9 protein-coding genes and 1 tRNA gene are annotated in these 11924 nt (G+C 62.6%); 5 read left to right on the top strand and 5 right to left on the bottom strand.

Annotation, left to right across the window (positions count from 1 at the left end):
* Positions 1 to 227 precede the first annotated feature (227 nt).
* The gene (locus tag J2S22_RS17425; protein WP_272775939.1) at positions 228 to 1571 is read left to right on the top strand and encodes a hypothetical protein; all 1344 of its coding nucleotides are present in this window, start codon (positions 228 to 230) and stop codon (positions 1569 to 1571) included.
* Positions 1571 to 2506 (top strand): DNA adenine methylase, encoded by a 936-nt coding sequence (locus tag J2S22_RS17420; RefSeq protein ID WP_272775938.1) that lies wholly within the window; start codon positions 1571 to 1573, stop codon positions 2504 to 2506. Before J2S22_RS17425 ends, J2S22_RS17420 begins: the two co-directional genes overlap by 1 nt.
* Positions 2507 to 3120: 614 nt before the next feature.
* Here the strand turns inward: J2S22_RS17420 and J2S22_RS17415 are convergent.
* The 3 genes from J2S22_RS17415 to J2S22_RS17405 form a co-directional block, all read right to left on the bottom strand.
* Positions 3121 to 5016, bottom strand: coding sequence for an FtsK/SpoIIIE domain-containing protein (locus J2S22_RS17415; RefSeq protein WP_272775937.1), 1896 nt, complete (start codon positions 5014 to 5016; stop codon positions 3121 to 3123).
* A gap of 61 nt (positions 5017 to 5077) precedes the next feature.
* Positions 5078 to 5401 (bottom strand): hypothetical protein, encoded by a 324-nt coding sequence (locus J2S22_RS17410; RefSeq protein ID WP_272775936.1) that lies wholly within the window; start codon positions 5399 to 5401, stop codon positions 5078 to 5080.
* A gap of 80 nt (positions 5402 to 5481) precedes the next feature.
* Positions 5482 to 6534 (bottom strand): protein rep, encoded by a 1053-nt coding sequence (locus J2S22_RS17405; protein ID WP_272775935.1) that lies wholly within the window; start codon positions 6532 to 6534, stop codon positions 5482 to 5484.
* 646 nt (positions 6535 to 7180) lie between these two features.
* Here J2S22_RS17405 and J2S22_RS17400 point away from each other — a divergent pair.
* Positions 7181 to 7307 (top strand) — tRNA-OTHER (locus tag J2S22_RS17400).
* Between the two features lie 177 nt (positions 7308 to 7484).
* Here the strand turns inward: J2S22_RS17400 and J2S22_RS17395 are convergent.
* Positions 7485 to 8162, bottom strand: a complete 678-nt coding sequence (locus J2S22_RS17395; RefSeq protein WP_272775934.1) for a GntR family transcriptional regulator — start codon at positions 8160 to 8162, stop codon at positions 7485 to 7487.
* A gap of 420 nt (positions 8163 to 8582) precedes the next feature.
* On the opposite strand from J2S22_RS17395, the gene J2S22_RS17390 reads away from it, so the two are divergent.
* Entirely contained in the window at positions 8583 to 9779 is a 1197-nt protein-coding gene (locus J2S22_RS17390) for an amidohydrolase family protein (protein ID WP_272775933.1), read from the top strand.
* Between the two features lie 175 nt (positions 9780 to 9954).
* Here the strand turns inward: J2S22_RS17390 and J2S22_RS17385 are convergent, their stop codons facing one another.
* Positions 9955 to 10545, bottom strand: coding sequence for an amino acid synthesis family protein (locus tag J2S22_RS17385; RefSeq protein WP_272775932.1), 591 nt, complete (start codon positions 10543 to 10545; stop codon positions 9955 to 9957).
* A gap of 140 nt (positions 10546 to 10685) precedes the next feature.
* Between J2S22_RS17385 and J2S22_RS17380 the strand changes: the two genes are divergently transcribed.
* On the top strand, positions 10686 to 11924 hold the full coding sequence (locus J2S22_RS17380; protein WP_272775931.1) for an FAD-dependent oxidoreductase: 1239 nt from the start codon (positions 10686 to 10688) through the stop codon (positions 11922 to 11924).

The raw sequence follows: 11924 nt of genomic DNA, 5'->3' as shown, positions 1-11924 counted from the left end.
CTCGGTCGGCCCCTCCGTTGCGCCTCCGCTTAAGGCTGGCCTGAAGGTCTCCTGACGGACGGCGATGCTTGGCTGAAGAAGCCAACGGGAGAACCACTAGAATCGGCATATGTGTTAAGCATGGCCTGCGCCGGTAGCAGCTGTGGACTGTCACTCGTCTCCCAGCCCCGCCGGTTGATCCTCTGACCAGCTTCGTGCTCTATGTCCAACGGTACGGGGGGGACTCCATGTTTGCCGGCTTCAAGTACGAAAGCGTTCCGCTTAAGGAGATCGTGCTGGACGATCGCAATCCTCGGATTGTCTCACAGACTCCTCTTTCAAGTCAGAGTGAAATTGTTTCCTATCTGTATGAGAACGAAGATCTTGAAGCTTTTATTAAGAAAATTTCATCAGAGGGAAAGAATATCGGGGCCGAGCGACCATATGTCGTCAAAAAAGGCTCTGGATATGTTGTGGTTGAAGGCAATACGCGTATTGCCGCGTACAAGCTTCTCACTGGCCTCATGAAGCCGCCTAAAGATTATGCTGGCACAATACCTCACATCAGCGAAAACATAAGAAACAGTCTGCTCAAAGTCGATTGCAGCATTGCCCCCAACCGCGATGCTATGATGCCGATCATGGCGAGCGCTCACTTCGGTACGGGTGACAAATCCAAGTGGGGGTACTTAGGGAGTCGTAAGGCCGTATATGATGAATGGAAAAGCGGAAAAAGCCTGCCCAAGCTCGCCAAATTGTTTAATGTGGCCCAAAGTGAAATCAAAGAGCTGATTCTTGAATACCAGCTTTACCTTAAATCGCTAAGCTTGTCCTGGACACCTACAGAAAAGGAAATATTGCTTAAGCCAAATCTGGCCTTTAATCCGCCGGTTCGGTTTCTGCAAACCAGCGGGCACAAGGAGAAGGTGGGCATCAGCTACGACACTGTCAATTTGAAAGTCGTGCTTGGCAAGGATGCAGACAAAAAGTTTAAGCACCTCCTGCAAAAGCTCGTCATCAGCCCGGTTAAGGGGCTGGGCGCTACCGCCAGCTATGAAGCGGTCTTTGCGGATTATGGCACGGCCGCTTCGAGTGTTGCGAGTGGTGGAAAGAAGGCTAGTGCCGCGAGTAACAGCGGAAGTAGCGGTAAGCAGGGGCCGGCTAACGCGAAGACGGGCGGTGGTACCAGCAGCGCGCCTAAGCCCGGCTCGCTCTTTGGTTATTCAATTAAGAAAATTAACAACGCGCTTGTGGCGCAGCTTTTGAAAGAAGCTAGGGAAATTAACTGTAAAAAATACCCTGCGGCTGCAACTTTTCTCCTTCGCAACATCACTGAGACAATTCTGAAACATATCATAGACGACCAGGGGGCGAACAAAAATGGTGCGAAATTAGACTTGGAGAATTCCCTCAATCTTTGCATAAGTCAGCACGTAAAGATGTCTCAAGCCGATAAGAATATATTAAGTGAATTCAAGAAGGATCACCTTAACTATCTCAACCTCGGGGCTCACGGGAACGTAATTCCCAACGATACAAGAGTGCTCGCTGCACGCGACACGATTGATCAGTTTGTAAAGAAGCATGTGTAATGATCACATCTCCGCTGCGGTATCCTGGGGGGAAGGCCAAGCTGTTTCCGTTTTTCGTCGAGCTGATCCGGGAGAATAGACTGTTTGGCGCTGAATACTGCGAGCCTTATGCGGGTGGGGCAGGGCTGGCCATTCGGCTTCTCGTCAATGGATTTGTCGACCGAATTTCAATCAATGACATTGATCAATCTATTTATTCGTTTTGGGTTTCAGCACTATTCAATACAGAAAAATTCTGCCGCCTTATCGAAAGAACGCCGGTCGATATCGATCAATGGCACCGTCAGCTGGAAATATGGGAAGCAGGGGATTTCGAGAATAAGTTAGAGCTCGGTTTTTCTGCTTACTTCCTCAATCGCACCAATCGATCTGGGATCATCGAAGGAGCGGGACCGATCGGCGGGTACGCACAAAAAGGAAGTTGGAAGATCGATGTTCGCTTGGTGAAAGAAAAGCAGATTGAAAATCTGAAGGCCTTGTCGAGGTATGCGAACCAGATCAGAGTAACAAATGCTGATGCGTTCGATTTTTTCGGGGAGGCGGTAGGGTATGAGAAATCATTTATATATCTAGACCCTCCGTACTTCGTGAAGGGGCATAAGCTCTATAAAAATTTCTATCGAGCAGAAGATCATTTAAATATCGCCGCTGAGCTAAAGCGGAGGCGAAAGGCAAGATGGGTCGTGTCTTACGACAATGTTCCTGAAATAAGAGATGCCTATTCATCATTTGCGCCAATCACTTATTTGCTTAACTATAGCGCTGGCGAGAAAAATACTGGGTCGGAGGTAATATTCTTGAGCGACGCTCTCCGCCCGCCTCAGGTCGCGGGATTTAGTATCGGGAATGTCAGGCGGGCGATTCGGTCAAAGCCAACGAGAGACCGAGATGCGCGCTCGACCAAGGCCAAGGTGCGTTTGACCTCCAAAAGTTGAGGGCACCGATCAAATTCGGATTTAAGGTCGATCAGGGACGCAATCTGGCCTGCCAAGCGCGAATAGCAACAAGAAGTCCACCTGGGTGCGACCATTTCCCTTCCCGCGAAGAGGGGCCACACCGCACCAATTGCACTCGACTAAGAAACCGACGGCGGTTCTGAAACCGCTCATCGGAGCGTTCTGCAGGACAGGAGCATCGTCCTAACCCGTTCTGCGGTTCAGGGTCGACCATCGGCGCCACTAACGCAACGGTTCGCTGCCCCAGGCCTAGCTGCGTGACCTGCTGTTTCGAATGTATCAAGGGAAATATCTTCGCCCCGCCGCCGTGCCCACGGCCCGCCCGATCAGATTGACGCTGGCATCTCGCGCCTACCATGTGTGCGGGTGAGTCACCGCCGCCGCTACAGCGGACGCCTTCCTCTTCCCGCAACCGTCGAGCGCCAATCTTCATCTCATTCAGCCACTCTTCGCGGGGCTCAGTTCGAAGCCTGATCCGACTTTGGCCAGCCGTTCGGTTCTCGCGCTCTGGCCTCCCCGCTGCGGGCAGCCGCGCCTCAGGCGGCGCGTCTGTCCTCGCGGGTTCGGCCCTCGGTTCACCCCTCACGGTCCGTCTAGCCCCTCCCGTCCGCGATCCCGAGCCCGTCCGGCACGGTTGCCTGCAGATAATGAATCTCCGCCGCGACCGGATTGTAGAAGATGAATTGCCCGCGCCGCAGCTGCAGCGGGTTCACCCGCAGATCATCGGTACTGCCGAACATCGCAGCCGCCGTCATTTTCGAACCGACCCGGAAGCACACCAGTCCGGCCAGGTTATTCCGCAGCGAACTATCCATTACGTCAGTCGTGGCCTTCTGCAGGCTGAGCACGAGCACGATTCCGGCCGCCCGTCCCCTCAGCGAAATCCTGATCAGCTGAGCCAGGGCCCTCGCCTTCGCTTCCTTCTCTTCCTTCCCCACGGTCGGCCACAGCTCGATCTCGGCGTACTCGTCGACCACGAAGAAGATGCGTGGCCCGTTGAACTCCCGGCCCGCTCCCCGAGCGGCTTGCAGTCTTCGGTCCATCTCGGCGGCAAGCTCATCGATGACCCGGAACACCTCCGGCATTTCCCAGACGACGGTCGCCCTGGGCTGTGCCTCATAGCGCGCGAACTCAATGCCTGCCTTGAGATCGACGAGGTACAGGCGCTCCACGTCCGTTTGCTGCAGCAGCTGTTGAATCAACTGATGCAGGAACACGGACTTGCCGAAGCCTGTCGTCCCGGCGACCAGCGTGTGCGGGACTCTTCGGAGAGGCAGGCTCACCCTTTCGCCGGTGGTTAGCTCCACGCCGAATGTGACCTCCGCATTCCGCACCGGACCAAGCTGGATGCGTTCGGGCAGGACGCGGCGCCGCCGCACAGTCACGCAACCGGGATGTTTCGAGACCTTGTCCCACTGTGCGGGAAGCACTACCCCCTGGCCCGCGTCGACGAATTCGACCGGCCCTTGCCACAGCGTCTCGAAGTAGTCCCGATGCGGCTCGAATTCGGCAGGCCGCAGGACCTGCCCGATCCCGACGTAGGTGACCACGCTGTTGCGGAAGTCACAGGCGTTCAGCTCGATCCAACTGGTCTCTAGCGATCCTGTGAGCCCGCAGCGCCAGGCTGCCACGGCCGCCGCCATTGCCGGATAGGTGGTCGAATTCAGCCGCCCGGCAAATTCGGCAATCGCTCGCCAGATAAACCGCCTTCCTCTCGCCTTGTCCTGGTCGGAGAGCGTCCAGTAATGCGTGAGGAGATGTTCGGACCCCACCATGAAGAAAGCGAACTCCGGAACCACGTAATTCGGGTCTTCACCGCGCGCCCACCAGTCCAAAAACTCGCGCAGCTTCTTGGACTCGATCGGCTCAACCGGCTTGGGCTTCGGCGCGGCGTGCGACCGGAGGCGTTCCAAAACATTCGCCCTGACCGCTACGGCGCTCGGTGCGGGCTCGACCACGCGCAGACCGGGTGGCGGTGGTCGGTACGGCAGGTTGATGCACGCCTTGGGTGGCGAGGACGTTGCGATTTTGGGCGCCTCGATCACGGGGCGGATCAGCTTCCAGCCTTTAGGGCGCACCACTACTGCGCCTGGCGCCGTGAATTCCCGGAGAGTGCGCCCGTCCCAGTAGTGTTCGAATGTGCCAGCGCCATCAACGAACTCGACGGCTTCGCCCCAGAGGTGTTCGAGGGCTTCGCGCCGGACCTCCAAATCAGCGACCGTGAGGACCCGTTCGTAGAGCCGATACGTGATCACTTTTGACCGGAAGTCACAGTGAAGAAGATTGAGCAGCGAAATCCTTGGTCCGCAATCCCACAGGGCAACGTAAGCGCGGAGGCACCAGCTGTAACTTTTCGCCAGGTTGCGATGCAGGTGGTCCATCTCCAACTCGCGAAGCTTGGCGTTGAAGTGCGCCTCCACGGCGTTGCGGTCGTCGCGCTTCCAGAAATCGAGCAGCGAATCCGCCAAGCTGAGGCAATGGACTTGCATGCGTCGGACCTTCCGAGGCAAGACCGGCGTGGCGGAGCCACGCCACGCCGGTCCAGCACACTCACGGCGTCGTGCGCGGCGCTTCAGGAGTGCGCCGGGCGTTGTTGATCGCCGAAGCCGACTGGCCCGCCGCCGTCTTCGGCAGAACCGCCCGCAACACCACCTTGTTGTACTTGTTGACGGCCGCCATGACCGGGATGCTCACGTCCTTTCCCTTCTCATATTCCGCGAGGTTGGCGCCATCGGGCATGCTCACTTCCATGAAGCTCACAGACCCGTCCGTCGCCTCACCCATCACCTGCAGCACGCAATACGGCTTGTTATCGTACATGTTGTGTTTTTGACCGACGACCTTGCCGGTCACCAGCAAGCCCGTGTTCGCCATCGCGCTTCTCCATTCCTGGCAGTCTCAAAGTGCAGCTCAAAAAACTCCGGGCTGCTGCCCGGCCGGGCAGAGGCTGCGTGCTACCCGGTTTCGCGCCGCCGTTCTGGCGGCACGAAAACCAGATCGAAAATCTCGAAAGTCTGTGAGGCCCAGCGCCATTCCCAGCGTTCGCGGCCGAGATAAATGGCCTCCGGCGGCAAGCGGTCTGGCATGCCCCAGTCCGCGTCCGGTTCGTCGACGTCGACTTGATCGAGTTCGGCCGAGAGCGCGCGGAAGGTCCCGCTCTTGCCGATCAGCCTACGGCCCCTCAGCGCCTCATGAACCTCGCAAAGCTCTTCCGGCGTGATCGCCAGCGCCAGGCTGTCACTGCTCACCAGGTCGGAGAATTTGGTGACGTACTTCGTGACCTCCCGCAGCGACTTCCGCCCGATATCGGTGAGTCGGCCTCCACCAACTCCCTTAATTGGCCGGATATCGACCACAGGCCGGTAGTCGGCATGCAGGGAGGTTCCCCACAGCTCGGCGAGTTCATCTTGTGTGAGGTAACGGCCGGTGTCCCTCTGGAAATAGCCGTTCGGCGCCATCACCAGGAGGTGCAGGTGAGGGTGATATGCCCCGGTCTCAGCGTTCCGCGTGATCTCCAAGGTGCGGAACCAGGAGCGCGCCCCGGAGTCATCGGCGAACGCGCGCTTGAAGCGCTTTGCACGGACGAAGCGCCGGAGAGCCTCCATCAATCGGCTGAGGGTGTCTGCCAACTCCTCCGCAACGCAGTTCCTGATGGTCAGGGTGATCAACAAAGCTTGGTCGGTCGGGTTTCGGCGCGTATAGAGGTCCAGCACCTCGCTCAGCTGATAGTGCAACTTGCGGCTTCTGAGCCGCATGCACGTCGGGCACATCCGGGACCGGCAAAACTCTCCCCCAACGAGGCGAGGGATCGTGCCCTCGGCCGTGTCGTAGCGATCGAACTCCAAAACCCGCCCGCATCGGGTGATGCGATCCGCGAGCCGGTCGTATTCGCCGAGCTGGCCCCCGTCTCTGAGGCCCCGCGCGACCTCCAACGCAATGCGTTTGTTCAGCTCCCAAGGAAGCCGATCGAAGCTCCGAAAATCGTGGGTATCGTCATCGGACGGCATCGCCCTAGCCCCATAAGCCTCGCACACGCCGACGGCGCCTCACGCCCCATCGGTCGCTTTCGCGCGGCCAGCGCGCGCTGATAGAGAGTTGCTTCAGCGGTCCTTCAGCCTGGACACAGGGTCGAAAGCGCTGAAATCGGCTCAGCTATAGCCATTTCACTGACGCTCGACATGCCTGCCCGAAACAAAGCGAAGGATGATCCTCTGCCGCCAGGGTTTGTAAGCCGAAGAGTGTCGGTTCATCTGCCGCGAGTATTTTGGAAATACTCGCGCTCCTCATATTCCGGATATTGAATCGAGGGATGGACACGGTTTTATGACGCACATTATGGCAGGACGTCGAAAATGTGACATTTTATAGCCGCCACAGGGCGTTGGGGCGTCGTTCACGTCGCTGGAGTGCAGAGGCCCCGGCCCTAAAGCCCTAGGAGCCCCGTAGAATCGTTTTTTCATGAAGGCCGGAAACGGTTCCGAACTCTGGCGACAACCACTTCTAGTGTCGCCTGATGCGGGCGGATGCCCCCCCGGTTGGGTCCGGCGGCGCGCCGGTAGATTTGGGACAGCGCAGCCGACACTGCCGATCGATGTCACCAAGGTCATCATGGGGCGCCGCGCGCGCGGAGGTTCCCTACGGGTTTGACAAAACGGGCGTAGGTCATTGATCCTCGGGGGGAGGTTTGACACTTCTCGTTTTCCTAAGTCGTTGAGAAGTCGCGGAAATTGGCTGACTCTTAATCAGCGGGTCCAAGGTTCGAGTCCTTGTGCGCCCACCACTTGACCGGACGCTCGGCGCGGTCTGGGTGGTGTCCCGCCTCACAGGTCGTGTCGCATCAGTCTTCGACGCCGCCGGCCATGTCGCCGCCGCATACACCGTCACCGCCTGATTCCGACACCGCCCGTTCCGGCCCCCGCCCGTTTCGTGACCGGCTCGTTCGCACGAACCGCGTCCCTCACTCCTTCTCGGCGTAGACGATCTCGGCTGCGGCGCAGGCCTGCTCGACATGCTCGCGGGCCGCGGTGCGGGCCGCCTCCGGATCGCTGCCCCGCACGGCGTCGAAGATCCGCGTCATCTCGCGCAGGCTCAGCCGGGCGCGGCCCTTGCGCGACATCGAGCGTGACCGAAGGAACGTGATGCGGGCCATCAGACCCTGCAGGATTTCCTGGATGATGCGGTTGCCGCAGCCGGCCAGGATCGGCTCGTAGAACCGGCCCGTCGAGGCGAGCTGCTCCATCATGTCGTCGGCGGCCACGGCCGCCCTGAAGTCGTCCAGGGCGGCCCGCATTGCCTGCAGCTCCGGCCGCTTCGCCCGCACCGTGAACAGGGCGGCGGCCTCTCCTTCGAGCAGCGCCCGCACCCGGTAGATCTCCTCGATCTCCTCCCACGACATCGTCGGGACGAAGAAGCCGCGGTTCGGCGCGACGGCGATCAGCCGTTCGGCCTCCAGGCTGCGCAGCGCCTCGCGCACCGAAGGGCGGCTGACGCCGAGCATGGCGCAGAGATCGCCCTCGACCAGCCGGTCGCCCGGCTTGAAGTGGCCGGCCAGGATCGCGCCGCGGAGCTTCTCGACGGCCTGCTGCTGCACCGTCTTGGGAGAGATGCGGAGATCCAGGCGGGGCCTCGGGGCCATCTGACTCATGACGATCCGCTTCCGACGATCTGTATCCGACGATCCGATGTCCAGGGCGGTTCGCCGTCGAACCGTCTGCTCCTCGACGCGGTATGGCACCGCGTCACGACGTCGCCCGCGTCGGTCGAGCCGGAACGGCAGGGACGCGAACGTGCCGCTCCCGCTGCGCGCTCGAATCGTCCGGGACGATACGACGTTTCCGGCCCCCGGGCATCACCCGTCGGCGGAACCTGCCCGTGGTGTGCGCCCGATCCGAGGGGAGCGTTCGCCGCGGAACCGGCGGGCTCGCGCCGGTCCGGTGACGCTATCACTTGACAGATTGTCTTACAATATGAGCATCTACGTACCAGATCCGGAACGCCGGCCCGGCCCGGTCGGGCGGGGCGACGCGCCGGCGACCAGCGACGAGGGGACCGACGCATGAAGACGGCGATCACCAATCTCGGCCTGATCGTCAGCGGCGACTGGCGCGAGCCGTTCGTGGCCGGCGACACGATCGTGATGGAGGGCGGCGCGATCGTCCATGTCGGCGGTGCCGACGCGGATGCGATGGAGGGCGCCGACGTGGTGATCGACGCGGGCGGCACCACGGCGATGCCGGGCCTGATCGATTCGCACGTGCACATCACGTTCGGCGACTACACGCCGCGCCAGAAGACGGTCGGCTATCTGGAGAGCTACGTGCACGGCGGCGTCACCACGGCGATCACGGCGTCGGAGGTGCACGTGCCGGGCCGGCCCAAGGATCCGGCCGGCGTCAAGGCGCTCGCGGTCGCCGCGCTGAAGTCGTTCCAGGACTACCGGCCGGGCGGGATGCGGGTGCATGCCGGCGCCGTGATCCTGGAGCCGGGGCTCACCGGCGCCGACCTCGCCGAGATCGCCGCGCAGGGCGTGTGGATGGCGAAGGCCGGCTTCGGGGCCTTCCCGACGCCCTACGACTACGCGCCGCTGATCGCCGAGGCGCGCGCCCTCGGCATGGTCACGCTGGTGCACACCGGCGGGTCGTCGATCCCGGGCTCGTCGGGCATCTGGGCAGACCACCTGCTCGCCATGAGGCCGGACGTATCGTTCCACGTGAACGGCGGCCCGATCGCCATGCCGGACGGGGACTTTCCGCGCCTCGTGAACGAGTCGGACGTTGCGCTGCAGATCTGCACGGCCGGCAATCTGCGCACCGCGCTGCTCGTGGCCAAGCTCGCCACCGCGGCCGGCGCCTTCGACCGCGTGCTCATCGCCACCGACACGCCGACCGGCAGCGGCATCATGCCGCTCGGCATGCTCTACACCATCACGCATCTGGCGAGCCTCGGCGGCATTCCGGTCGAGCGCGCGATCGCCGCCGCGACCGGCAACAATGCCCGCGTCTATCGCCTGAATTCCGGCGTGATCGCGCCGGGCCGCGATGCCGACGTGGTGCTGATCGACGCCTGCGCCGGCGGCTCGAAGAACGACGCGCTCGCCGGGCTCGCCAACGGCGACATCGCCGCGGTCGGCGCCCTCGTCACGGACGGCGTCCCGCGCTTCGTCGGCCGCAGCCGCAACACGCCGCAGACCATCAGACCGGTCCGCGTCGCCGAGTGCCGCATCCCGCAGGACTTCAGCGGCGCCGGGCACTGAAAGCGCGGGTCATTCCGGGGCGCCGGCGATGCCCGCGAACCCGGACTCCAGCGACGAGTTTCGTGTTCGTGGCTGCAGTCCGGGTCCGGCGCTGCGCGCCGTCCCGGAATGACCCGAGGTCATCAGACGAAGCCGTCTCCGCCGTTCCGGCGCCGGAACGACTGTCCGGTCCTGCTCACGCCGGCTGCAGCGCCTTCTGCAGGGCCGCGACGGACTCCGCGTAGCTCATGCCGCCGACGCGGGCGTTGAGGCGGCCGCGATTGGCGAGGCAGAACACGAGCGCGATCTCGTCGGGCAGCGGTGCGTCGGGCAGCACTAGCGTCATGCCGTCGTAGTGCGACCGCACGTAGACGTCGGTCTTGGCGTTCATCGGGATGTCGATCGGCGTGCCCGGCGCCGCAACCTTGGTCATCGACGAGATCCAGGCCGGCGCGTCGCCGATGGCATCGCGGAACGGGTTGGCGAAGGTGGTCGTCAGCAGCGCGTTGGCGTGCTCCTGCTCGCCGCCGAGTCCGACGATTCCGCCCTTGCCGTAGCTCTCCGCCGTGTGCGCGCCCATCGCCGCCAGCGCGGCCTCGGCCATGCGGGCACCGATCTCGCGGCTCGCCTCGATCATCGGCGACAGATCCTGCACGTAACGGCCGACATGGGGGTTCGGCACCACCGCGACCACGGCGACCTTGCGGAGCAGGCGATCGGCCGGGCGTCCGGCCTCGACGAACTTGTCGTCGACCACGGTGGTCAGGCGGCGGATGGGAAGATCCATGAGGCGTGGCTCTTATCTCTTGTTGACAGGACCGCAGAGTTTCATATCGTCAGACAATCTGTCAAGCGAAGGGTCATGATCGTGAAGACACGCGCGCTCCAGGTCTCCGGGACGAACCATCGCGACGCGGGACGGACCGCATGAGCAGCGGCGACACGAGCAGGACCGTGCTGATCGCCGGCGGCGGTCCCGTCGGTCTCCTCTGTGCATGGCTGATCGGACGGCAGGGCATTCCGGTGCGGCTGTTCGATCTCAACGACGGCCCGCAGGCCGACCCGCGTGCCGCCACGACCCATCCGGCGACCCTCGATCTGCTCGCCGACGACGGCCTCTCCGCCGACATGGCGCGGGTCGGCCTCGTCGCCCGCACGTTCCAGTTCTGGGACCGGCCCGGCAACGAGAAGGTCTGCGAGTTCGACCACGCGATCCTCGCCGATGCGACGCGGCATCCCTTCGTGGTCCAGTGCGAGCAGTTCAAGACCGCGAAGCTGATCCTCGATCGCATCGCGCGGCTGCCGAACGTCGAGGTGCTCTATCGCCACGAGGTGCTGACCGCGACCCAGTCGGCGAGCGAGGCGACCGTCGAGGTTCGTGGTCCCGACGGCACGGTGGCGCGGCATTCGGGGGCGTGGCTGATCGGCGCCGACGGCGGCCGCAGCGTGGTGCGCAAGCAGGCCGAGATTCCGTTCGAGGGCTTCACCTGGCCCGAGCGCTTCATCGTGCTGACCACGCCGTTCGACTTCGAGGCGCAGCGCGGCCTGTGCTTCCGCAGCTACTGGGCCGATCCGGACGAGTGGTGCAACTGCTTCAAGGTCTCGCACGACGGACCGCCCGGCCTGTGGCGCTGCGTGTTCCCGACGGACCCGAATGTCGCCGAAGCGGAGCTGATGAGCGATGCCGCCGTGCAGGCGCGCATGCAGAAGTTCTTTCCGGCCGATCGCCCCTACGAGATCGTCCACCGCAATCTCTACGTCACCCACCAGCGCGTCGCGACGACGTTCCGCAAGGGGCGGGTGCTGCTCGCCGGCGACGCGGCGCACGTCAACAACCCGATCGGCGGCATGGGACTCAACGGCGGCCTGCAGGACGGCGCCAACCTCGCCGAGAAGTTGCTCGCGGTGACGAACGACGGCGCGCCCGAGGCGCTGCTCGATCTCTACGACCTCCAGCGCCGCACCGTGGCGATCGAGTTCGTTCAGGAGCAGACCATCGCCAACAAGAAGCGGCTCGAGGCGCGCGACGCGGAGACGCGGCGGAAGAACCTCGACGAGCTGCGCGCGATCGCCGGCGATCCGGACCGGGCGCGCCAGTTTCTGATGCGCACGTCGATGATCGCGAGCCAGGCTCGCGCCGCCGCCATGACCCTCGAGCCCGCGTGA

The sequence above is a fragment of the Rhodoplanes tepidamans genome, from assembly GCF_030813915.1.
GTDB classification, from domain to species: Bacteria; Pseudomonadota; Alphaproteobacteria; order Rhizobiales; family Xanthobacteraceae; genus Rhodoplanes; species Rhodoplanes tepidamans.
This window is presented reverse-complemented; position numbering and strand designations above follow the sequence as displayed.